25 protein-coding genes are annotated in these 23,651 nt (G+C 34.8%); 19 read left to right on the top strand and 6 right to left on the bottom strand.

All coding sequences use genetic code 11. The features are described from left to right. The first annotated feature begins 49 nt into the window (after positions 1-49). The 8 genes from FJR48_RS11775 to FJR48_RS11740 all read left to right on the top strand — a co-directional run bounded on the left by FJR48_RS11775 (position 50) and on the right by FJR48_RS11740 (position 7,992). A complete protein-coding gene (locus tag FJR48_RS11775; RefSeq protein ID WP_152308315.1) occupies positions 50-880 on the top strand; it encodes an FAD-dependent thymidylate synthase in 831 nt (276 codons plus the stop codon). Further along, positions 880-1,101, top strand: a complete 222-nt coding sequence (locus FJR48_RS11770; RefSeq protein ID WP_241856073.1) for a hypothetical protein — start codon at positions 880-882, stop codon at positions 1,099-1,101. Before FJR48_RS11775 ends, FJR48_RS11770 begins: the two co-directional genes overlap by 1 nt. Further along, positions 1,101-2,264 (top strand): GGDEF domain-containing protein, encoded by a 1,164-nt coding sequence (locus FJR48_RS11765; RefSeq protein ID WP_152308314.1) that lies wholly within the window; start codon positions 1,101-1,103, stop codon positions 2,262-2,264. The genes FJR48_RS11770 and FJR48_RS11765 overlap by 1 nt, the downstream gene beginning before the upstream one ends. Before the next feature lie 52 nt (positions 2,265-2,316). Further along, the gene (locus FJR48_RS11760) at positions 2,317-2,520 is read left to right on the top strand and encodes a hypothetical protein (RefSeq protein ID WP_152308313.1); all 204 of its coding nucleotides are present in this window, start codon (positions 2,317-2,319) and stop codon (positions 2,518-2,520) included. Between the two features lie 73 nt (positions 2,521-2,593). Continuing rightward, positions 2,594-3,106, top strand: coding sequence for a PhnA domain-containing protein (locus FJR48_RS11755; RefSeq protein ID WP_152308312.1), 513 nt, complete (start codon positions 2,594-2,596; stop codon positions 3,104-3,106). Positions 3,107-3,109: 3 nt separating this feature from the next. Beyond that, positions 3,110-4,213: a deoxyguanosinetriphosphate triphosphohydrolase gene (locus FJR48_RS11750; RefSeq protein ID WP_152308311.1), complete on the top strand. Its 1,104-nt coding sequence runs from the start codon at positions 3,110-3,112 to the stop codon at positions 4,211-4,213. Between the two features lie 57 nt (positions 4,214-4,270). Next, positions 4,271-5,872 carry a cation:proton antiporter domain-containing protein gene (locus tag FJR48_RS11745; RefSeq protein ID WP_152308310.1) on the top strand — a complete coding sequence of 534 codons (1,602 nt, stop codon included), beginning with the start codon at positions 4,271-4,273 and terminating at the stop codon, positions 5,870-5,872. A 95-nt stretch (positions 5,873-5,967) separates the two neighbouring features. Further along, the gene (locus FJR48_RS11740; protein WP_152308309.1) at positions 5,968-7,992 is read left to right on the top strand and encodes a TonB-dependent receptor; all 2,025 of its coding nucleotides are present in this window, start codon (positions 5,968-5,970) and stop codon (positions 7,990-7,992) included. Positions 7,993-8,006: 14 nt separating this feature from the next. Here FJR48_RS11740 and FJR48_RS11735 read toward each other — a convergent pair whose 3' ends face one another. Continuing rightward, positions 8,007-8,672: a transposase gene (locus FJR48_RS11735; protein WP_152308308.1), complete on the bottom strand. Its 666-nt coding sequence runs from the start codon at positions 8,670-8,672 to the stop codon at positions 8,007-8,009. Between the two features lie 106 nt (positions 8,673-8,778). Further along, positions 8,779-8,991, bottom strand: coding sequence for a 30S ribosomal protein S21 (gene rpsU / locus FJR48_RS11730; protein WP_152308307.1), 213 nt, complete (start codon positions 8,989-8,991; stop codon positions 8,779-8,781). Between the two features lie 203 nt (positions 8,992-9,194). Between rpsU and FJR48_RS12490 the strand changes: the two genes are divergently transcribed. Together FJR48_RS12490 and dnaG are read left to right on the top strand one after the other, a co-directional pair. Continuing rightward, entirely contained in the window at positions 9,195-9,326 is a 132-nt protein-coding gene (locus FJR48_RS12490) for a hypothetical protein (RefSeq protein ID WP_277872375.1), read from the top strand. 107 nt (positions 9,327-9,433) lie between these two features. Beyond that, positions 9,434-11,062, top strand: coding sequence for a DNA primase (dnaG, locus tag FJR48_RS11725; protein WP_152308306.1), 1,629 nt, complete (start codon positions 9,434-9,436; stop codon positions 11,060-11,062). Positions 11,063-11,077: 15 nt separating this feature from the next. Here dnaG and FJR48_RS11720 read toward each other — a convergent pair whose 3' ends face one another. Next, positions 11,078-12,031, bottom strand: a complete 954-nt coding sequence (locus FJR48_RS11720) for a hypothetical protein (protein WP_152308305.1) — start codon at positions 12,029-12,031, stop codon at positions 11,078-11,080. A 119-nt stretch (positions 12,032-12,150) separates the two neighbouring features. Between FJR48_RS11720 and FJR48_RS11715 the strand changes: the two genes are divergently transcribed. Next, on the top strand, positions 12,151-13,131 hold the full coding sequence (locus FJR48_RS11715; RefSeq protein ID WP_152308304.1) for an argininosuccinate synthase domain-containing protein: 981 nt from the start codon (positions 12,151-12,153) through the stop codon (positions 13,129-13,131). 38 nt (positions 13,132-13,169) lie between these two features. Continuing rightward, complete coding sequence (locus FJR48_RS11710; RefSeq protein ID WP_152308303.1) at positions 13,170-13,586, top strand: hypothetical protein; 417 nt, start codon at positions 13,170-13,172, stop codon at positions 13,584-13,586. On the opposite strand, the gene FJR48_RS11705 is transcribed toward FJR48_RS11710, so the two are convergent. Continuing rightward, the gene (locus FJR48_RS11705; RefSeq protein ID WP_152308302.1) at positions 13,559-13,819 is read right to left on the bottom strand and encodes a hypothetical protein; all 261 of its coding nucleotides are present in this window, start codon (positions 13,817-13,819) and stop codon (positions 13,559-13,561) included. The two genes, FJR48_RS11710 and FJR48_RS11705, sit on opposite strands and share 28 nt — an antisense overlap. 131 nt (positions 13,820-13,950) lie before the next feature. On the opposite strand from FJR48_RS11705, the gene fliK reads away from it, so the two are divergent. From fliK to flgE, 4 genes are all read left to right on the top strand, one after another. Further along, the gene (gene fliK, locus FJR48_RS11700) at positions 13,951-15,441 is read left to right on the top strand and encodes a flagellar hook-length control protein FliK (RefSeq protein WP_152308301.1); all 1,491 of its coding nucleotides are present in this window, start codon (positions 13,951-13,953) and stop codon (positions 15,439-15,441) included. Between the two features lie 10 nt (positions 15,442-15,451). Further along, the gene (locus FJR48_RS11695; RefSeq protein WP_152308300.1) at positions 15,452-16,156 is read left to right on the top strand and encodes a flagellar hook capping FlgD N-terminal domain-containing protein; all 705 of its coding nucleotides are present in this window, start codon (positions 15,452-15,454) and stop codon (positions 16,154-16,156) included. Positions 16,157-16,169: 13 nt separating this feature from the next. Then, positions 16,170-17,435 (top strand): flagellar hook protein FlgE, encoded by a 1,266-nt coding sequence (locus FJR48_RS11690; protein ID WP_152308299.1) that lies wholly within the window; start codon positions 16,170-16,172, stop codon positions 17,433-17,435. A gap of 87 nt (positions 17,436-17,522) precedes the next feature. Beyond that, positions 17,523-19,691, top strand: a complete 2,169-nt coding sequence (flgE, locus tag FJR48_RS11685) for a flagellar hook protein FlgE (RefSeq protein ID WP_152308298.1) — start codon at positions 17,523-17,525, stop codon at positions 19,689-19,691. A 37-nt stretch (positions 19,692-19,728) separates the two neighbouring features. Here the strand turns inward: flgE and FJR48_RS11680 are convergent, their stop codons facing one another. Then, complete coding sequence (locus FJR48_RS11680) at positions 19,729-20,646, bottom strand: fibrobacter succinogenes major paralogous domain-containing protein (RefSeq protein WP_152308297.1); 918 nt, start codon at positions 20,644-20,646, stop codon at positions 19,729-19,731. A gap of 164 nt (positions 20,647-20,810) precedes the next feature. Here FJR48_RS11680 and purT point away from each other — a divergent pair, with 164 nt between their 5' ends. Genes purT through FJR48_RS11665 form a run of 3 tightly spaced genes read left to right on the top strand, consistent with a single transcriptional unit; the run spans position 20,811 to position 23,318 of the window. After that, on the top strand, positions 20,811-21,974 hold the full coding sequence (gene purT, locus FJR48_RS11675; protein ID WP_152308296.1) for a formate-dependent phosphoribosylglycinamide formyltransferase: 1,164 nt from the start codon (positions 20,811-20,813) through the stop codon (positions 21,972-21,974). Between the two features lie 3 nt (positions 21,975-21,977). After that, positions 21,978-22,901 carry a D-2-hydroxyacid dehydrogenase gene (locus FJR48_RS11670; RefSeq protein WP_152308295.1) on the top strand — a complete coding sequence of 308 codons (924 nt, stop codon included), beginning with the start codon at positions 21,978-21,980 and terminating at the stop codon, positions 22,899-22,901. A 9-nt stretch (positions 22,902-22,910) separates the two neighbouring features. Then, positions 22,911-23,318: a YqaA family protein gene (locus FJR48_RS11665; protein WP_241856071.1), complete on the top strand. Its 408-nt coding sequence runs from the start codon at positions 22,911-22,913 to the stop codon at positions 23,316-23,318. Here FJR48_RS11665 and FJR48_RS11660 read toward each other — a convergent pair. After that, a complete protein-coding gene (locus tag FJR48_RS11660; RefSeq protein ID WP_152308294.1) occupies positions 23,303-23,620 on the bottom strand; it encodes a J domain-containing protein in 318 nt (105 codons plus the stop codon). The two genes, FJR48_RS11665 and FJR48_RS11660, sit on opposite strands and share 16 nt — an antisense overlap. Positions 23,621-23,651: the final 31 nt, after the last annotated feature.

The raw sequence follows: 23,651 nt of genomic DNA, 5'->3' as shown, positions 1-23,651 counted from the left end.
TGCATAGACAAATATGGTAAAATTCATTAAGATTAAATAGGTGAGACGGATGGAAATAATAGAAGAATACGGTATTAAATACTCAAAGCCTGAAGTAGTGCTATTGCAAGATACGGGTATCGGTGTAGCAGAGAGTGCTGCTAGGACTTGTTATGATTCATTCTCAAACAGTGAAAATGATGTTATAAAAGATATTGAAAACACATTGCCGACATCTGATATGTGTAATGAAATTAATTCCATAGAAGAATCTAAACTACTGGATGATTTGGCTTGGACATATTTTCACCACTCAATACTTGAACATGCAAACTTATCGTTCTTGGTTCGCGGAACCAGTCGCGGTGTGTTACAAGAACATGCAAGACACCGCATCCAGGCTATCAGTGTTAGAAGTACGCGTTATACTATGAGCTCGGTTATAAATGCATATGTTGCCGCACAAGGTAACAGAGAATTTTTTATAAAAAAAATACTTGATTTGGATATGTTCGTAACAAAAGACAGAGACTATAACCGTATAGAGATATCTGCAATGTTTGATAAGCTCTCTTACCAACAAAGTGTAGTTGATAACTTTTACGAGATATCCGTTGCAAAGAGTTCATTAGCACTTTTAGATGAGATAAAAGACCATGCAGAACTTTATGATGCTTTGCAGGCGGGAAAAAAGAAACGTAACGTGGGCGATGCTTTTAAACATATAATAGGCGATAATGTTAAAGTCGATATGGTTGTAACTTTTAACCTTAGAAGTTTAAAAAACTATTTTACATTGCGTGACAGCGGGGCTGCATTTTTTCAAATTCGCTGGTTGGCAGAAGAGATGAAAAAAGCTACGCCTAAAAAGTATTTAGATTTAATAGTAAAGAGTAAATAGTGAAAATATTTTATAAAATTAGTTTAGTTATTGTTATGTTTTTAAGCGGATGTTCAAATTTTACGGTAAATGCAGCGATGTGTGACAAGATAGCATCCGATCCAAACGCTGTTGTTCCCGAAGAATGTAGGGTTTATAATGAAGAGGAGGCTACAAAAGCCTTTAATAAAGAAAAAAACAAAGAGTTTAACCCTGAAGACAGTGTGGAGTTTAATAAGTAGTGAATAATCCAAAAGCTATATTTGTCAATGTAGCTATACCTTTGTTAATTGCTATAACTTTTGCACTTTTGGTTTTTTATCAAAATAAAATTCCAAGTTTTTTACTTGGAATTTTGCCTTATGTGTTTTATATATTAAGTGCCATAGTTATGTTTATCTCTTGGCACTTTAATAGAAATAGATTTTTGTTTGTACTTTTTCCTCTTGTGTTGATATATATTGGGTTCGAGTTCCTACCCGCTTCAAAAGCTACACTTTTATTTAAATATATATCTATAATTTTTCCTTTGCATCTACTAATATTTCTTATTTTATCAGAACGTGGACTTTTTAGTTTATGGGGTAATTTAAAAACGGCTTTCGTAGTGATTGAAACAGGGATTATAATCTGGTTTATAGAGTACCCAAATCCGATGATACTAGACATATTTAAAATAAAACTGTTTATATTTGATACCTTTCCTTTAAGTGATATTAGTATCGTCATAGGCTTGTTTATTTTATTTATTATGTTTTCGCTCATTCTCTTTAACCACTTTTTGATGTATAACGGCTCTTTTTTACTTATATTGATATCTTTGTATGCAACACTATATTTTGTAAGAGTTCAAAACGTTATTGAACTTGGATTTATTGCAATAGTTTTAATCATTTTGGTTTTACTTATCAGAGAAGCATACAGGCTTGCATTTTATGATGAGCTTACCTCTTTGCCGGGCAGACGGGCGTTAATAGAAGATATGGCAAAGCTTGGACGTAAATATACCTTGGCTATGTGTGATATCGACCACTTTAAAAAATTTAACGATACCTATGGACACGATACGGGTGATGAAGTTTTAAAGATGGTAGCTTCAAAGCTTGCAAATGTAGGTGGCGGTGGAAAAGCTTATCGTTACGGTGGAGAGGAATTTACACTTCTTTTTCCTTCAAAAGATGTAGATGAGTCATTTGTACATGCGGATATTTTAAGAGAAAGTATTGCAAAAACACCCTTTGTAGTAAGAAATAAAAAAAGTGCCAAAAAGATTTTTATAAATATTTCGGCAGGTATTGTTCAAAATTCCTCAAAAGACAAAGACCCTTTTGCGACTATGAAAAGAGCTGATAATGCATTATATAAAGCTAAAAAAGCAGGAAGAAATACTGTAATTAAAGAATAAATAAAAATTTACATATTATAATTTTAAAATAAGATATGACAAAAGGGGTGTAATGTCAACTATAAGTACCAGTGTAAGTAATATTTATGATTTGGCAAACGAGACGTCTGTCGCTATGAAAAACCTTGATTCAAAAAGAGCTTTTTCAACCGGTTCAGATTTGCAAAAATTGATTCAGCAAACTCAACAAGAGATGAAAAAGGGAACTACAGAGGAATATAAAAACTCTCTATATAAACTAGATGTAAGAGCTTAAACATCTGAGCAGACTCTTTTAGACTGATGAATTGGGTATAATTCCATTATATTTGCAGCATAAAAGGAAAATAATGAATAATAAATGTGACTTATGTGGAAGCCAAGAGGGTTTAGTAGAATATGTAATCGAACCCTCAGACAAATCTGTAACACTTTGTTCAATATGTAACTCTCAAGTAGCAAGCTCTGAACTAGATGAAAACCACTTTAATTGTTTAAACGACTCTATGTGGAGTGAAGATTCGGCGGTAAAAGTACTTAGTTATATTCTTTTAAACAAACTCGGTCGTCAAGATATGATAGATATGATGTATCTGGAAGAAGATGAGCAAAAATTAGCCGATCAAGCTATATCTGCAGAAGAAAATAAGCTTGTATATAAAGATTGTAACGGTGTTGAGCTTAAAGCAGGTGACAGCATCGTAATTATGAAAGACCTTGACGTTAAAGGTGCAGGTTTTACCGCAAAACGCGGAACTACGGTTACAAGAATTGCACTAGCTCCAAATGATGAAACACATGTTGAAGGGCGTGTAAACGGAACAAAGATTTTTCTAAAAACAGAGTTTATTAAAAAAGCATAATTTATGTCGTATAAACCATCAGACAGGTTCTATAAAATCGATAAAGATTTTCGCAATCCTTATGCTAGAGACAGAGACAGGATTATTCACTGCGGTAGCTTTAGAAAGCTTGAGTATAAAACACAGGTATTTTTAAACCATGAGGGTGATTTTTTTCGTACACGTCTAACCCACTCTATAGAAGTTTCTCAAATTGCACGCTCAATCACTTCTAATTTGGGACTTAACGAGTCTTTGGCCGAAGCAATCGCACTTTCACATGATTTAGGACATACTCCTTTTGGTCATGTCGGAGGCGATACTTTGGATGAGTGTTTAAAGACCGATGGTTTTACAAACGGGTTTGAGCATAATTTTCAATCTTTTCGCGTAGTATCAAAACTGGAAAAAAGGTATGCGGGGTTTGACGGACTAAACTTAACTTTTGCTACTTTGGAAGGTATATTAAAACATTCATATCCGTATAACAAATCTTTTTTGCCAAAAACTATAGCTGAGAATTTTGATCTAAATACCCATCCTTCGATAGAAGCTATGGTCGTTGACCGTGCGGATGAGATAGCATATATGAGTCATGATATAGATGACGGCGTAAATTCGGGTTTTATCACTTTTGATGATTTAAAGACAAGTGAACTCGCTTGTGAGATTTTAGAAAAAGTTGAAGCAGAAGGTGTCGGACAAGAACAAGATGAGATGTTTAGGTATCGTTTTAGTTCACACTTGATAAATTATTTAGTATATTCTTTGCTTGATTATTCAAAAGATAAGGTAGATAATTCAAATATCCTAAGTGCTACGATTGATAGTAAAAGTGAAATACCTATAGGTTTTGATTCTGAATTAGAAACAAAGATAAAAAAGCTTAAAAAACTTATGTTTAACAAGATGTATCAACATAAAAACATAGTAAGAAAGATGTATGCCGGCAAAAAAGCTATAGAAGGCATATATAAAGCATTGAGTGATGAAGAGAAGATGCTTCCAAAATATTACTATGCACAACTAGATAAAAGAGCAAAACATAGAGTTATCGCCGATTATATCGCATCTATGAGCGATAGATATGCATTTAGTTTCTATAATGAAATATATGGAAGAATTTGAACAAAAATCAATCAGTTTAAAATCTAAAAAAAGCTAAACCTCATATATAATAGTGGTATGGAAACTTTACTTTTAGCTATTTTTGCCACTATCTTCTTAGCCACACTAATGAATATCCTATTTAAAAGATACAATGTATCACATATAGTAGGATATATATTTACCGGAATAATAATCAGTTATCTTTTTGATTTTAATACATTAAAAATAGATGCACTGAATTTAGTTGCAGAATTCGGTATTGTTTTTTTGATGTTTACTATCGGACTTGAACTTAGTTTTAAAAAAATAAAAAAGATGAAAGAAAGCATCTTTATTGCCGGTGCTTTTCAAATGGGCTTTAATTCGGTTTTATTTTTTATATTTTGTTTTTATATATTTGGACTGGATGCTCAAACATCTATTATTATATCTTTGGCATTTTCACTCTCTTCAACAGCGATTATTATGCCATATCTTCAAAACTCTAAAGATATCGTAACACCTTACGGTAAAAAAGTTGTAGGTATTTTAATTTTTCAAGACTTGGCAGTAATACCGATACTGCTTTTAATCAGTTTTTTATCCCACGGTTCGGACATCTCTATAACGGAAGTTATAGTAAAAACTCTTGTAGCACTTATTTTTATAACGTTGTTTGTTTTTTACATTGGTGATAAAATAGTTGAGTCTATACTAAAATTTGCCGCGAATACGCAACTTGAAGAGATATTTTTAGGTGCGATATTTACAATAGTTATAGGGATGTCTATATTAACGCACGAGATAGGTTTTACATATTCTATGGGAGCGTTCTTGGCGGGTGTACTTATAGCCGATACGAAGTACAATATAAAAGTCGAATCGGATATCTTAAGCTATAAAAACCTACTTTTAAGCATCTTTTTCTTTAGTGTGGGTACTAAGATAGATATGATATATCTTTTCTCAAACCTGCATAAAGTATTTGTGCTTTTTATTTTGGTAATGATAGTTAAAACAATCGTAATATATTTCATAGCAAAAAGAAAAAGCGATAAAAATACTTCCGTAAAAACAGCCCTTGCGCTCTCACAAGTAAGTGGATTTGGTTTTGTCGTACTCGATATGGCATCATCAAAACATCTTATCCAAACCGATTTGGCAAATCTTTTGTTAATAATAATATTTTTAACAATGATAGTAAGTACTTTTATTTTGAGCAATATTTATAAAATATCATCTTATTTTGAAAAAGAATTTTATGAAGCAGATGTTATTACGCCGATTGACAAAAAAAACCACATAATTATCGCAGGTTTTGGAACTTTGGGAAAGGCTGTTGCAAAAGAACTTAGTGAAAAGGGTATTGACTTTATCATCATCTCCGATAACCTACAACACGTACTAAAAGCTAGAAAGTCAGGCTTTATGGCATATTTTGGACATCTTAATAAACGTCCTGTTATGGAATCTTTAAAAGTAGAGGAAAGTTCAAGTATCATAGTAACTGCACACAGCGAACATCAAAAGATACTTATTATAGATGCACTAAAAGAGTATAGCTCAGATGTAAATATAGTAGTTAAAGTCGATTCGGATGAAGAAAACAGTTATCTAAACAAAATTAAAAGCGTTGAAATAGTAGATTCAAATTATGAACTCTCCTCAAAACTTGTTGAACTTTCGTTAAAACATTAACTTTAGTCCTGAATCAATATAAGAAACAAATTTTTTCAGAGCTTTGTCAAATAATATAAATATAATTTTTGCATATTGAAATTTAAGGAAAAAGTATGCATTTTATTATAAGATATTTGCTTTTTTTTACTACTGTGTTAATAGCCGCAGAGACGGTAACTCTTGATTCTGTTGAAATTAGTGGACATCGCCAAAATATTTTGGGCGAAAGTTTGAGTGCATCAGAGGGAATAGTGGGTGAGAAGGAGATAGAACAACGCCCTTTGTTGCGTACGGGAGAGGTGTTGGAATTTGTTCCGGGAATGGTTGTTACTCAACACAGCGGTACAGGAAAAGCCAACCAATATTTTTTACGTGGGTTTAACTTAGACCACGGTACCGATTTTGCCACTTATCTTGATGGTATGCCCCTTAATATGCGGACTCATGGACATGGACAGGGTTACACGGATCTTAATTTTATCATCCCTGAGACTATAGAGACAATTGAATATGCAAAAGGTTCTTATCGTGCCGATTCAGGTGATTTTTCCGCTGCAGGTAGTGCACACTTTTCACTTAAAAAACGTGCTCAAAACGAAGTTTTTTTAACATATGGCGAATACAATTATTTGCGTGCAGTGGGTATTGTATCTGAAGATGTAGGAGGAGGTCATTTTTATGGTGCGGTAGAGCATAATAGTTATGATGGAGCATGGAGCGGCATTAATGAAGATATAAAAAAAATCAGTACATTGTTTAGATATACAACTACTTTAGGAGACTATACTGCAGGAGTTACTCTAATGGCATACGATAATAGCTGGAACGCAGCCGATCAGATTCCTCTGCGTGCGGTTAAATTAGGATTAATCGATACTTACGGTTCAATCGATACGGATGCAGGAGGTGAATCAAGTCGTTACAGTATTTCGGCTTCACTAGAGGGTAATGGACTAAAAGCAAATATATATGCGGTTAATTACGATATGGATTTAATATCTGATTTTACTTATGCTCTTGAAGACCCTGTTAACGGTGATGAGTTTGAACAAGTCGATAAACGTAACATATATGGTTTAAACATCGAATATATGCTTGAATCCAAAATAAGCGATATTTATTTAATGCAGAGTTTTGGTACAGAATTTCGTTATGACGATATAAAAGAAGTTGGACTATACCATACGGTTGGAGGCAATCGTTTAGATATGGTTAGAGATGACTCCGTCAAAGAGGCTTCAGGTGCTTTTTATTGGCAAGGTCAAGGTATGTTAAGCGATGCATTAACTCTCACGCTCGGATTACGTTATGATCACTACTTCGTAGATGTAGATGCACAACTAAAAGCTAACAGCGGTAATGATGATGCAGGAATATTGAGTCCAAAACTTAACCTTATATATGAACTTAACAATAAACTTGAAACATATATTAGTGCCGGAAGCGGATTCCACTCTAACGATGCACGTGGAGCGACGATAAACATAGATCCTCTAAGCGGCAATCTTGCAAATCAAGTTGATTTACTAGTTAAAACAAACGGTGCTGAAATAGGTGTAAGGTATTATGATAAAGATTCTATGCATCTATCGTTAGCACTTTGGGTATTGGATATTGATTCAGAATTATTGTATGTGGGTGATGCAGGTACAACAGAAGCAAATCGTGCAAGTCGCCGTTACGGAGTAGAATTTAGCGGATATTATTGGTTTAACAATAATTTTAGTGCCGACTTAGAACTTGCATACAGCCATTCCCGTTTTAAAGAAGATGATATTCAAGAGGGTAATTATATTGAGGGAAGTTTACCTATTGTAGCAGCGGCGGGAATCTCATATTCCCAAAAAAAAGGTATATTTGGATCACTACGTATGCGTCATTTTGGAAAGCGTACACTTGATAGCAAAAACGAAAAACGCTCAGATCCTTCGACAATCTTTAATGCTTCTGCCGGGTATAAATTTAAAAAATTGAAACTATGGGTGGAGCTGTTAAATATTTTTGATAGTAAAGACCATGATATAGATTATTATTACACTTCAAGACTAAACGGTGAGCCAAGCGGAGGGGTTGAAGACTTGCACTATCATCCACTTGAACCGCGTATGGTTCGTGGAGGGATAAGCTACACCTTTTAAAACTCTAAACCGGTTCATCGCATAGATTCAATCCATGCGATTTTTAGCAGTTCTTTTTGTTTCTCTTTTGAATGGTTGAATTTAAATTCGGCCTCTTTAAGATAGATGCCGAAGTTTTTGGCATCTACACCTTTAAATCTTGATATATGATTTTCAAAAAATTCCCAAAACTTATTAATATTGTTATCGTGATGCTTTAGTTTGCCAATATGGCTATTACGCATAAATCGTTTCATAAGATGAATCTGCTCATCGGTTTCGCTGAGGTTTCCTTTAAAGCGTTCCAAGGGCGGTAGTGTTAAGTTGTAAACATTTTCTTTGGTAGCAAAAGTGATAAAATTATACGATTTAAATAATTTGTTTGTTTCTTTTTTGTGTCTATTATAAGAAAAGCAGTATTCTTCAAATTCTTCATATTTAAATGTTTCAGAAACATCTTCACATATATTTACACTAAATGCACGAAGTTTATCGTAACGACGTTTAACACTTTGATAGTTTAAACCCAATCGTGTACTTGCATAAAGAATACTCATATTTTCTATAAAAGCATCAATAACGGCAAAATCACGTTCAAGTTTGGACGGGCTGTATTTACGTTTACACACGGAACATTTAAGCATACCGTCTGAAAGATTATAAAGATGATTTTGGCAAAATATACATTTGTTAAGTTCCAAAGTATTCTCTTTTTTAAAATTATATCAACAAAAATAAATAGAGTAAGTATAAAAAGGTTTTGAGGTTTGGTTAATTAGTAGAGTAATACAAGCCCGAAGGCTTATATTATAGGCGTGATTCGTAACGTCTCATCATATAAAGACGTTTAAGCATTTTCTTACGAGATGCTATTTTGAACTTCTTACGCTTTTCAGTTTCAGTTTCGTGGAAACGGCGAGCACGAGCTTCCGTAACGATTAAGTTACGGTCAGTCTGCTTCTTGAAACGTCTGTAAGCTGCATCAAAATTATCATCAGCACGTAGTACGATACCTGGCATATCACATCACCCACTTTCTTTAAAAATTTGAACTGGAATTATAGCAAAATCTATAAATAAAACCAAACTTTATATGTTTTTATAAATAGGAGTAAATTTATCTGATTTATTGATATAGGTCAAGGCTATTAATTTTTAAATAGGATAAAATTTCTCCGATTTAAAAATTTAGAGTCTAATGGGCTCTTACCAAAGGATAAAACATGACAAAGATAATTTTAGCAATCGCTTTAACATTAGGTGCTCTTCAGGCTGACAATATAGTACACTACGATACTCCTGAAACACAAAATCCGATTAGTAAACCTAATCATCCAAATTCAGATATTTATTAATCTGATTTTATTTCTCCCTCCTTCTAAGACAGATTTTTAATCTGTCTTAACACTTCTCATACTTTACACTAGCATATTTTAAAGCACAATCGAGTATAATCTTATTTATGATTACACAAGAGTCCATAGATGCCCTCAAGGCACAACTTGATGTTGTTGATGTTGTCGGCTCATACATTGAGCTGAAAAAAGCAGGTGCAAATTTTAAAGCGCCATGCCCTTTTCATGATGAAAAAACTGCATCTTTTGTTGTCAGTCCCGCTAAACAGATATACCATTGTTTTGGATGCGGGGCAGGTGGTGACAGTATTAAGTTTACTATGGAATATGAAAAGCTAAATTATCCTGAAGCTATTGAGAAACTTGCAGATACATACAATTTTACACTTACTTATACAGATAAAAAAAACAACAAACCCCGCTCGCAAGTTATGGATAAACTAAACGAGTATTATCAAAACTTGTTGACCTCACGTCAAGATGCAAGTTCTTATCTGCATGAACGCGGTATTTATGAAAGCAGTGTTGAAAAATTTGGAATTGGCTATGCACCCGATTCACAATCAAGCATGAACTACATAACATCTCAAATGTTCACTCTTAAAGAAGCCGTGGATATGGGTGTAGTAGGATATGATAACGGAAGATATTTTTCTCGCTTTATAGAACGTATAACATTCCCTATCCACTCACCAAACGGAGCCTTGGTCGGTTTTGGCGGAAGGACTATAAGCGGGCATCAGGCAAAATACGTAAACTCACCTGAGACTCCGTTTTTCAACAAATCACGTCTTTTGTATGCATATCATCATGCAAAACAAGCACTTCATAAAACAAAAGAGATAATCATAACAGAGGGTTATCTTGATGTTATCATGTTGCATCAGGCAGGATTTAACAATGCCGTAGCGACACTCGGAACTGCACTTACACCAGAACATCTACCGCTTCTTAGAAAAGGTGAACCAAGAGTTGTAATGGCTTATGATGGAGACAAGGCAGGACGTGCAGCTGCACTTAAAGCATCTAAGCTTCTTAGTGCAGGTGGTTTTTCGGGTGGAGTTGTTATATTTGGAGGTGGATTAGACCCTGCCGACATGGTCAAAGACGGACGCGTAGATGAACTTGCATCTATGTTTCGCTCACCTAAACCTTTTATAGAATTTGTTTTGGATGAGATACTTTCTTTATATGATTTAAAAGATCCAAAAGCAAAAGAAGCTTGTATGCAAGAAGCAATAGCTTATCTTAAAACATTATCCCCTATTCTTCAAGAGGAATACAAAACATATCTTGCATCTAGATTATCAATAAGTCCTTCATTTGTACGTATAGCAAAACAAACAAATATATCACAAACAAACACACCTGTTATGCAAACATCCTCTCATCGTGATATGTGGGAATTGTCTTTAATTAAAACATTATTGGAAAAACCACATATGCTTACACAGGTTTTGGATGTGTTAGACCCATCTTTATTGCAGTTTCATCAGAATGAATTTTCTCTTTTAATATCTAATCAAACAGAGCATCCAAGCATTATGGCTATCTCTGTTGATGAGAGTATTAAAGTAATACAAAACGAGGATGAACTTCAAAAAGAGTTAAATACTTTTCTATCAAAACATTATAACCGTGAACTAAAAAAAATAAATATACGTCAAGATATATCATATGAGCAAAAAGGATTTGAAATAAGACGTCTTAGAAAACTTATCTCAAAGCTAAAGTGACTTAAAAGTTAGGTTTTATTTACAGGTCACGGATGCATTTTTTTCTATAACACCTTTTGAACCGTTTGGAAGTGTTACTTTGATAGTGCCATCAACGTTGTACTCAAAAGTTGCACCGTTTATAACTAAAACACCGTAATTAAAACCGTTAAATGAGGGAGATAGTTTAAGCGGTTCTATAGTCTCTAAAGTATAAAGACCGTTTGCACACCCTTTTAGTGTAGATTTTACACTAACGCTTCCGTTGATTGACGATACATAATCAAATCCGTCATCGGAGGATTCTTCGAGTTCAAAGTTTTGATATTTTATTTTCATACCTACTAAGGGTGATTTGTATGAAACTAACATTGTTCCGTTTATAGTTAGTTTGTTAGAGTATTTGCCGTTTATTTTGTTTTCTTCCCATCTGTTTTTAATTTCAACATTCGTTATACTTGAGTAGAAGTTCGAAGTGACTTTAAAATCTTTTAGTTTATGGATTGAATTATTAGAGTAACTGTCTTTTTTGTTTTTACCTGAACCTCTTGTCAGTTCAGAACCGTTTATGACATAAGCTTTTTCTTTTGTCCCTTCATCATATGAATTATCTATACAGTTTTTATATTTGATAGAAGTGTCGTAAAAAGTTATATTTTTTTCTTTTTTGATTTTTCCGTTAAAAGTATGTGTACCATCATAAAAACATTTTCTGGTTTCATTGATAGAATTTAAAGCGGTAATTTGTTTTGAGAGAGATTGATTGGCAAAACTTTTGCGTTTGTTTGATAAATTCATTGTCGTATTGTTTAAAGTGTTTATTGAATGGATAAAAATAATTGCTTTTTTAGCTTCTTTTAGAGTTTTAATCTTTAATTTTTTACCTTTTAATTTCTCTTTTGGAATAATAGTTTTTTCCGTCGTAGTACTACATCCAACTAAAAAAATTATAAATAATGCACTAGATAATAATAGATAAACAGACTTCATATATGTTCCTATATTTTAAAAAAATTTTACAAAGTAGTTATTGTATCATAAGTGTATGTTTAAATAATGGTAGTTTAATTTGGAAATATGATAAAATTACACTAAATATAAGGAAGTAAATGAAAGCAATAGCTCTTTTCTCGGGTGGACTAGACTCTACATTAGCCATGAAACTTATAATAGATCAAGGTATAGAAGTAATAGCGGTAAATATCTCAACTGGTTTTGGAAGTACTAAAGACAGACGTGAACATATGCAAAGTATGTGTGATCAAGTAGGTGCAGAACTTAAAATTATAGATATAGAAAATGAATTTCTTCAAGATGTACTTTTTTCTCCAAAACACGGTTACGGGAAAAACTTTAATCCTTGCATCGATTGTCATGCAAAGATGTTTGCAGTGGCTAAACGTATTATGGAAGCCGAGGGTGCAAGTTTCTTAATAAGCGGTGAAGTAATGGGACAACGTCCAATGAGTCAAAATAAAGATGCTTTGCAGACCGTTTTAGAAGACGGTGATGTAGATGGATTATTACTTCGTCCTATGAGTGCAAAAGCACTAAAACCGACTATCGCAGAAGAAAAAGGCTGGGTAGATAGAGAAAAGCTAGAAGGTATTATAGGTCGTTCACGTGACAGACAACTTGAGTTAGCAAAAGAGATAGGGCTGGAAGATTTTGAATCACCGGGCGGCGGATGTCTTTTAACGGATGAGAACTTTGGTAAAAAGATGTTTGACTATATAGCCCATGAGAATGATTTTGAAGTAAAAGATATCCCTGTTATGAAGTTTGGGCGTCATTTAAGACTGCCTGAGGGTGCAAAACTTGTTGTAGGACGCAATAAGGATGAAAATGCCCACCTTCAAGATATTAACAATGATAAGTATTGCCATTTAAAAACAATAGGTATTCCGGGGCCTCACGGATTATTAAGCAAAAATGCAACGGAATCCGATAAAGCTTTGGCAGGTCGCATAATGCTTTCATACACAAAAGCAAATCCGGAAGACACATACTCAATATCTTATGATGGAGAGGAAGAAAAAACATCTGCCTTGGCATCCAGAGAAGAAGCTAACAAATATAATATTTTATAATTTTTTGCTATACTAGTACACAAAAAAAGGTAAGTATAATGGCCGGTGTACATTTTAAGTATGGCGATTTTAGACAACTCATAAAGTTAAATATTGGTATATCAAGCAGACTTGATGAAAATAGAGCAGAGAGTTTAACAATACTTTACTGTGACTTTTCAGACTTTTCAAAAGATGAAATAAAGACATCGCTAAGTTCTATTTTACGTAACTCAGATTCAATAGTAAATTATAAAAAAGATTATTTTTTTGTTTTACCTTATACCGATAAATACGGTGCTGATACTGTAAAAAATATGTTTGATGAGTTTTTTGCCAAAAAAATTACAAACTATTTAGTATCATACCCTGCCGACGGCGAAGACGATGAAGAGTTAATCGGATATCTTCAAAGTAAAGTAAAAAAGGTATGTAAAAAAGATTTATCTTATCTGTTTGAGTTAGAATCAAAATGATGCATTTTTGAACTTTTGTAAAAGTTTATTGCATCGCTTATAACCTGCTCTTTATATATTTTTTTATCGCAAACCTTCCTACAGATTATTTTTTCATTTTCAGAAGCTTTTTTATTTTCTAAATTTTTTTGCGTATGGAATGCAGACATATCGTAATGCTTTGACGACGGCGAATCAAAAGGTCCCGCAGCATAAAGTGTTAAAGAAAACGTTAGTAGTAAAAAATTTTTCATAGTAAACCATATCGGTAAAAAAATTTGAATCTAAAATTTTTGTTTTATAAATTATTGGTATGTTTTATGCTTATAAATATAAAAATATATAAACAAAAGTTCCATATTCTAAAGAAAAATAGGAGGATATCGTGATAGTCGTCGGAAATAAAAGTGATTCAAAATCAGCTTCACCATTAAGTTTATCCACTCCTAATGAAACACAAAAAACAAAAGGTGCACTCTCTTTTAGTGAACTTTTACACGGTGTAAAAGATAAAAACTCAAAAACTTTGCAAAAGGGTCCTGTTGTTTTAGCCTTAGATGCAAAGCAAGGCGATGCAAAAACGATTTTAAATTCAAAAGAAGAAACATTATCTTCATTGTTAAAAAACGAAGGGATAGAGATAAACCCTTCTGCTACGAAAGAACTTAGTTCATCGGAGTTAAAACAACTTATTAAAGATGCAAAAAACTACTTAAAAGATCAAATAACTCAAACAGACGGATATAAAAAATCGCAAATTAAAGAGTTGCCAAAAACTCTTAAGGGTTTAGCGGAGCTTGCCAAAAAATTTGATATAAATATTTCAAAAATTACGGTTGAAGAAGTTCAAGCCCATAAAGTTTCAAAAAATATTTCGAGTGAATCATTAGTCGAACTTAAAAACAATGAAAAGTCTGAAAAAACAATAGATAAAAAACAAAACTCAAAAAATACAGACCTTGACACCGAAGCTGTTGATGTCAAAGCAAATACAAAAAAAGTATCTACAAAAGAAACTCAACAAAAATCTCAGGTACAAGACTTGGATATACAGCAGCAAAATACTAAAGTAAAAACTGAAGCTAAAGCATCTACGGCTGTTGAAGCTAGTAAACAAACTCCTCTTTTTAAGGCTCAATCTGCACCTCAATCCGTAACTACGGAACAAACTTTGCAGGCAAGAGAGTTTAAAGTAGCCGAACCAAAAACTGCTAAAGAAAGGGCTGATGATACTTTAAAGTTATTATTACGCGGTGAAAAAGCACTCAAAGTGGACGGTAATTCAAAACTTACTTCTGACTTTTCAGTTGCAACAGCACGTGTAATTGCACCCGGTGCTGCAACAGAAGCCCAAAAATCCCTAGAATCACTTCTTAGAGGCGAGGCAGGAGAACAGAGTGCATCTAAAACAGATGCCTTAGGTACATTAAAGGCGGATAGTTTTGAAGTTAAACTAAACGAAGCTAAACAGATGACCAAGTATTTATCTCAAGATGTTAAACAAGCTATAGATAATTACAAAGCACCCTTTACAAGGGTAAAAGTTCAATTAAATCCGCAAAAATTAGGTGAAGTAGATTTAACCGTAATACAACGCGGTAAAAATCTGCATGTAAATATAACGTCTAACAATGCAGCTATAAATGCGTTGTCAATGAATGCAAACGATTTAAAAGTTCAGCTTAATAATAATGGAATACAAAATGCTTCATTAAACTTCAATAGTGGTTCGTCTGATGGTAGCCAAGCAAATCAGCAACAGCAAAATCATAGACAAAATCAACAAGCTAGTCAAGAATATAGTTATTATGACAGCGAAGACCAACAAGAAGAGATTTTAAGCTCACTTGAAATTGTAGTTCCAAACTACGCTTAAAGGATATATCATGGCAATTAATTCAGTCGGAGAAAACTTAGCTACAAACGGTGCATATAATGACGGAAGTACAAACGGTGTAGAAGATAAAACAGCGTTAGGAAAAGATGATTTTATGACGCTTTTATTGGTAGAGCTTCAGCATCAAGATCCTACAGAGCCGATGGACAGTGAAAAGATTTTAACTCAAACGTCACAATTAGCAGCTTTGGAATCAGCTGAAAATACGAATAAAGCTTTAGAAGAATTAGCCGCTTCTTTATCAAACTCTCAACAGTTTGCTACTGTATCTGCCATTGGAAAAACTGCAGATTTGGGTAGTAATGCTATAGCTCACGATGAAGGTGATACTACATCTTTTGAAGTTTATTTTCCCGAAAGCATAGCAAGCGGTGAAGTGGAAATCTTGGATAGTGAAGGAAATATAGTGGCAACCGTCCCTATAGAGTTGCCTAAAGATGAAAACGGAGATATCGCCGAGAGTATAGATTCCGGTGTTTATCAGTTTGACTGGGACGGTACGCTTACAAGTGGCGACTCTGCAGGAAGCGGTGTTTACTATGTTACTGCGAGTTATACCGATGCTGCAGGAAATTCCCAAACTACCAGAATGGGTGCTTACCCGATTGAGTCTATAAGATTTGAAGACGGAGATACTTTGGTAAAAGTTGGATCTAACTACGTATCTTTAAGTGAAGTTCAAGAAGTGTACTAGGAGGCGCATTAACATGATGACGCAAGCTTTTTATACAGGGATCTCGGGTTTAAGATCGGGGCAGGCTGCAATTGATATAACGTCAAATAATGTTGCAAATATATCTACGGTAGGTTTTCGCGGATATAATGCAGAGTTTTCAAATATGTTTGAAGACGTTCTTTCTGCATCCGGAGGAAGTTCTGTTAGTGCAAACAGTATAGGGATTGGTGCTCAACTTCAATCAAGTACAATGAATACACAGACAGGTTCTTTTGCACTGTCTGACAGAAGTACCGACATGGCACTAGAGGGCGATGGCTGGTTTGGTGTGATGGATGATAATGGTGAAGCTATGTATACTCGTGCAGGTGCTTTTACTTTTGACCAAAACTCAGACCTTGTAAATCCCGTAGGTGAATATGTATTAGGGACAATGGCAGGAAATATCGACCTTACTTCAAACATAGTTACCAACGATGCACAAGAGGTGGCACTTGGAGACGTAGGAGAAGTACAAAAACTTAGTTTTCCAAATACATTGACTTATCCGCCTGAACCGACAACAAATGCAAGTTTTGCAGGGAATATCGGCACAGAAAATGAAGTAAGAACCATCGGTGCGGGAGTTATCGATCCACAGGGAAATAAAAACCATTTAAAACTTACTTTTTCAAATCCGCAAATTACTGCAGCAGGTACACAGTGGGATGTCGTAGCTACAACAGAGACGCTAGACGGTACTACTATATATGACACACAAAGCGGTGTTGTAAACTTTAATACTGACGGTTCTATAGTATCTACTACGCTAACCTCTATAAACAATAACGGTGCACAGGTTTCTATGGATCTTGGTTCAGGTTATACAGGGGTAACTTCTATAGCCAACACACCTATATCATCATCTTCTTCTTCTGATGGAACACAAGGTGGAGACTTAGTCGGTTATGACGTAAACAGAAATGCCGAAGTCGTTGCAACATTCTCAAACGGTAAACAAGTCTCAATAGCTCAAATCGCCGTTTTTCATTTTAGAAACAATCAAGGACTTGAACGTGTCAGCGGAACAAATTTTAAAGAGACACCCAATAGCGGAGATGCTTTTTTTATGCAAAACGAAGAGGGTGAAAATATTATCGGTGCACAACTTGCCACTTATAGACTTGAAAACTCAAATGTTGCTATGGAAGAGGCTTTAACACAGCTCATAGTCTTACAACGCTCTTTTGATGCAAACTCAAAGTCAATTACTACAGCTGATCAAATGATGCAAAAAGCATTAAATATGGATGCATAAAGTTTTCCAAATGTTGGAACACTATATGCTTTATATCTCTTACTAAGATAACTATCTCAAAAGGGGATAGGTTCAAAAGGATTTAAAATGTTAAAATCACTTTTTTCCGGTGTATCCGGTTTACAATCACATCAAGTTGCGATGGATGTTGAATCTAACAATATAGCTAACGTTAATACTATAGGTTTTAAATATTCTCGTGCAAATTTTTCAGACCTTTTAGCCCAAACAAAAGCCATAGCAACAGCACCCCAAGGTGAGCTTGGCGGTAAAAATCCCGTACAAGTAGGACTTGGTTCGACGGTAAGTTCTATGACAAGAATCTTCTCTCAGGGTTCTGTTCAAAACTCGGATAAAAATACCGACGTTGCTATTCAAGGGGATGGCTTTTATATTATATCTCCCGATGGGGGAAACACTTATAAATATACCCGCTCAGGTGACTTTAAGTTTGATGCACAAGGTAACTTTGTAGATAACAACGGTTTCATTGTGCAAGGTTGGCTTAGAGATGAAGATACGGGACTTGTTGACTCAACAGCACCCATAACAAACATAAATATCCCGCCGGGATTAACAACACCTGCAAAAGCTACGGAACAAGTTGTTCTAAAAGCTAACCTTAATTCAGGAACAGAAGTCGAACATTTTTCTCCTGCGTATGAGATACCGAGTGGTAGCGGTACGGTTCAACCCGCAGCAATAGACTCAAATGGTAATCCTGTTAACTCGGGTGATTTAGGTGTAATGTTTAATGGAACGGGTGAAGCCTTTTCTCTTCAAGACGGACAGGGTATATGGGCATCTTTTATAGATTCGACTCATCAACTAATGGCTGCTGTACCAGGAACGGGTGGTGCAGCAGAAACATTTTCTGTAGATTTTACTTTAGATGATGGTACTACTCAAAATGTTACAGTAAACCTTCCCCTTGGTAATTCAAGTGCACAAAATGGGGCACTTATAGAGGCAGCTATAAAAGCTCAAACGGCAATAACCGGTGTTGATGCTATATATGATTCAGGTACAGGAGCTTTGGATCTTATAAATAAGAATAATGATACTTCGGTTTCTCATAATATTTATGTAGCTGATAATGGTTCTACAGGTGTAGCTGCTGCTGCCATTACTGGTACACCTGCTTTTGGTGCAGCTTTAGTTGCAGGCGATACTCATCATACAGCCTTTAGATATGCATACAATTCAACAGGTGGTTCAAGTGCATCCGGTGCAGATAAAACCTTTCAAACTATGGCAGACTTGCGTTATGCTTTAGAAGAACAGGCTCAAGATCAAGATTATGGTGCAGGTGGTCTTGCTGGTGTTACTGTTGAAGTGGATGATCTTGGTAGATTTGTTATTAAGAACCCTACAAATACAGCTGATGATTATGATATGTCTCTAAATATTACTGCAATTACAGATGGTACTACAACGAACAATGTACGTTTTACCGATGCTATAGATTCACTTAGCTCAGTATTATCAGCAGGTACAGGTGGTACAACATTTTCTGAAAGTATTAATGCGGCGACACATTCGAGTTCTATTGATGTATTTGACTCACTTGGTTCAAAACATACGCTTAGAATGGAGTTTAGAAAAACAGCACTTAACCCAAATACCGGTTCAACATGGGATATGGTAATATCTGTACCTTCTCCTGCTACTATAGATACGGTTTTTCCATATAATGAGAAAACAGGTGTTGTAAGATTTAATAATGACGGTTCTTTATCTTCATATAGTCCGCCAAATATATCATTTAGCGGTAATAATGGTTCAGCTCCGAACCAACAAGTATCACTTAGTTTTGGTAATGCCGGTACTTTTGCAGGTATGACGAGTTATGATGATGAATCAACTACATCGGGTATAAGCCAAGACGGTTATACCGGTGGTGATTTGGTAGGTATCAGAATCGACCAAAGCGGTACGTTAGTAGGTTCATTTTCAAACGGTAGAAGTTTTGGTCTTGCACAAATCGGTATGGCTAAATTTACAAATAACGAAGGTTTATCTACCGAGGGTGGAAACGTATTTATCCAAACTGCCAACTCCGGTGAGCCTATTATCGGTACTGCAGCTACTGCAGGACGTGGGTTTATCCAAGCGGCGGCACTGGAAGCATCAAACGTTGATCTCTCACGTTCGCTAACTCAGCTTATAATCATTCAGCGTGGTTTCCAAGCAAACGGTAAGACTATTACAACATCTGACCAACTTCTTCAAACACTTATAGGGCTAAAACAATAATAGAAAGTTCTAAATAGAACTTTCTACATCAAATAGTTTAATCCTTTATACATCTAACGCTATTACCTCTAGAAATACCATCTGTTGAATATATTCCAATAGAGGAACTGTTATATAAATAACTTGCTACATAAGCACTAGAGCCATTAGGAGTGCTAGTCCATAGTTTACCTTCATAACTCACATTAGTTAATGTACCATCATGCCAAGTTTTTACTCCAGGGACTGGTAACTTAAGGAAATTGTCAGTTGGAAAAGAATAATTATTAGCACTTCTTTCAGCTATAAATTCATCATGTGTCGGTACACGATATCCGACAGGGCAAACTGAACTACCATTTGTTTTTGACCATTGCGCTGATCTTAGTGCACCACCAGAATCTACAGTTACCCAATCTAAGCTACCTTTTACAAAGTATCGATTTGTATTGGTAATACTAGTTTGTTTTACAGTTGTTGTAGAAGCAATGTCACTTTCATGACCATCAGTACCTCTACCCCATTGATAGTAGTCTCCAAAACATCTAGTATTCGATTGATCCATTGATGTTGAACAAGCCTCTGTAGCACCAATATTTCTATCCAACCATACTCTTCCTGTATAAGGTGATGTTACGGTTTTATATGATAGTTCGTTATGAGTAATAATATCTTCTACTTCAATATTACAACTGCCTGAAGCTTTTATGATAAATTTTTGTCCTACTTCAAGTTCGTTAAAAGTAGAACCATTAAACATATAGTCGATACCATTCGCAGTATAAAGTTTAAACTCATCATTTTGAGCATCATTAATTAAGATATAGTCTACACAAGAGTTATTAAATACACTTAAATCTTCTATCGTTGTAGGAGTATCCAACTCTTGTATTCCATCATGTATTTCAAATGTATGTCCGTATATATAACTAGAGAACAATGCAATAGATAAAATTGCGACTAATTTTTGTGTCATTTTTAATCCTTTTAAATAAAATACAACAACTGTATCGGAAAATAAATTAATTCATTATTAATTTTAAATAATAATATTTAATAAAAATACTGTATATTATGTTTATATAGTAGAGTATTAAACTTTTGCTATAATTTCCTAATTATTTTACATTAGGAAATTGTATGAAATTTGCCGCACCCCTTAAATCAAATTCAAAAAAAGTTATGTTACTAGGTTCAGGTGAGCTAGGACGTGAAGTAGTTATCGAAGCTCAGAGATTAGGTCTTGAGACAATAGCAGTTGATAAGTATGAAAATGCTCCCGCACATCAAGTAGCACACCGCTCATATGTTGTAAATATGCAAAACAAAGATGCTATTTTAGAGATTATTAGAAGAGAAAAACCTGACTTTATTTTGCCTGAGGTTGAAGCACTTTCAATTGAAGCTCTTTTAGAAGCTGAAAAAGAGGGCTTTAACGTTATCCCTAATGCAGATGCCGTAAATAAAACGATGAATAGAAAAAATATCCGTACATTTGCTGCGGAAGATTTAGGACTTAAAACAGGACCTTATAAATTTGTAACTACGCAAGAAGGTTTACTTGAAGCAGCCAAAGAATTAGGTTTTCCCGTTGTTATAAAACCTGTTATGAGTTCATCAGGTCACGGTCAATCGGTAGCACGCAGTGAATCAGATATTCCGCATTCATGGGAGGAAGCAAAAGAAGCTCGCGGTGATGCAAGTGAGCTTATAGTTGAAGCTTTTGTAGATTTTGACTACGAAATAACTCTTTTGACTGCAAGAAACGGCAAAGAGACAGTTTTTTGTGAGCCTATCGGACATGAACAGCGTGATGGGGATTATGTATTTTCATGGCAGCCTATGCAGATGACTCCTAAGGCTCTGCAAAATGCTCAGGATATTGCAAAACGTATTACAGACGGACTTGGCGGTCAGGGTATTTTTGGAGTTGAGCTTTTTGTTAAGGGTGATGAGGTTTACTTCTCAGAAGTTTCTCCGCGTCCGCACGATACTGGAATGGTAACTCTGATAACTCAATCTCAGAGTGAGTTTGCACTGCATCTACGTGCAGTACTTGGTCTGCCTTTAGGTTTTACATTTTACGGAGACGGTGCATCTGCCGCATTTAAAAGTGAAGTCGATTCTTACGCACCTGTTGTAGAAGTAGATGAGAGTTTATTTACAGACAACTCTTATGTAAGAGTGTTTGGAAAACCTGAAGCACATAAGGGTCGTCGTTTGGCTGTGGCACTGGTTTTTGATAAAGTGGAACGTGCCTTAGAGAAGTCACGTGAATTAATTAAAAAAATAAGAGATGCTTAATATATGAAGATAGTTATTTTAGATGCTTTAACTTTTGGAGAGACTGATTTAAGTCAGTTTAAAAGCCTTGGAGATGTGGAAGTTTTTCAGACAACAAGTGTCGAGCAAACAAAAGAGCGTATAACGGATGCAGATGTTATAGTAACAAACAAAGTTGTTATAACAGACTCTCTTATGGCAGATGCAACAAACTTAAAACTGATATGTATAGCTGCGACAGGTATGAACAATGTAGATTTAGATGCAGCCAAGACAAGAGGTATTGAGGTTAAAAACGTAGCAGGATATTCAACAGATTCTGTAATCCAACATACGTTTAGTATGTTGTTTTATCTAGTTGGTCACTCGCGTTATTATGATGAGTATGTGAAGGACGGTAGCTATTCAAAAAGTCCTGTTTTTACAGATATATCACGTCCGTTTTTTGAAATAAAAAACAAAAAATGGGGAATTATAGGTCTTGGTTCAATCGGTCAGGGCGTAGCTAAATTAGCAGATGCATTTGGTGCAGAAGTTTGTTACTACTCGACAAGCGGAAAAAATCACTCACAACCGTATAAGCGTTTAACTTTAGATGAGCTTTTGGCTGAGTGCGATATCGTATCTGTTCATGCACCGCTAAGCGATAAAACAAATAACCTTTTAGATTATGAACAGTTGTTAATGTGTAAAGATGGAGCTGTAATTTTAAACCTTGGTCGCGGCGGTATAATCAATGAAGATGCTATAGTTAAGATTATAGATGAGAAAAACATATCTTTTGGTTTGGACGTTTTAGCAAAGGAACCGATGATGCAAAACCATCCGCTTCTTAGTGTAAAAAACAAAGATAATCTATATATAACTCCACATATTGCTTGGGCTTCAGATGAAGCTAGAGATACTTTAATAGCATCTATAATACGAAACATCAAAAACACCTTTTAAAGGATAGAGATGCCAGAAGTTGCTTTACTGTTTTCAGCATTTCTGGCTGCTACAATCTTTCCTTTTTCTTCTGAAATCGCTTTCGTAACGGCTATAGCTAATGATATGCCAGTATATAAAGCTATAACAATAGCATCTATAGGAAATGTTAGTGCTATTATTGTAAACTACTGGTTTGGTTATTGGCTTTATGAGAAAACACATAATAAACTAGAGAGTTCAAAAGTAGGTACAAAAAGTCTGGAGTACGGTAAAAAATACGGTTACCCGATTTTGTTTTTTTCATGGCTGCCTGTTATAGGTGACCCGCTAACATTAGTTGCAGGTGTTTTAAGACTTAATTTTGTTCTATTTTTATTTATTGCGGGATTTTTAAGAGTTGGACGTTATGTGGCAATAGCTTATTTAGCTATATGATGGTGGTTTGAATCATCATCTACGGAGAATGGATGCTGGTTGCCAAATTCTTCTTTAGTAAAACGAAATCTAAAGTTATCAATATATTTTATTAAAATTTTATACGCTTTATTTATCTCTTGAAACTTTTCTGTTGAACCCTCAGGCATATCCGGATGAAATTCACGCGAGAGTTTTTGATAGCGTTTTTTCACACCCTCTTTTGTTTCAACTCCGATAAGCCCAAGTGTCTCCACGGCTTTTTCAAACTCTTTGTACGTAACACTAAATATAATAAAGCCTTTTGATTTATTTATAAGCATTATATCAATTTTCAGGTAAGAAAATTTTTGT

The organism is Sulfurimonas lithotrophica (genome assembly GCF_009258225.1).
In the GTDB taxonomy this organism is placed as follows: Bacteria; Campylobacterota; Campylobacteria; order Campylobacterales; family Sulfurimonadaceae; genus Sulfurimonas; species Sulfurimonas lithotrophica.
The sequence above is the reverse complement of the archived record's forward strand: the minus strand, read 5'-3'. Positions and strand labels throughout refer to the sequence as shown.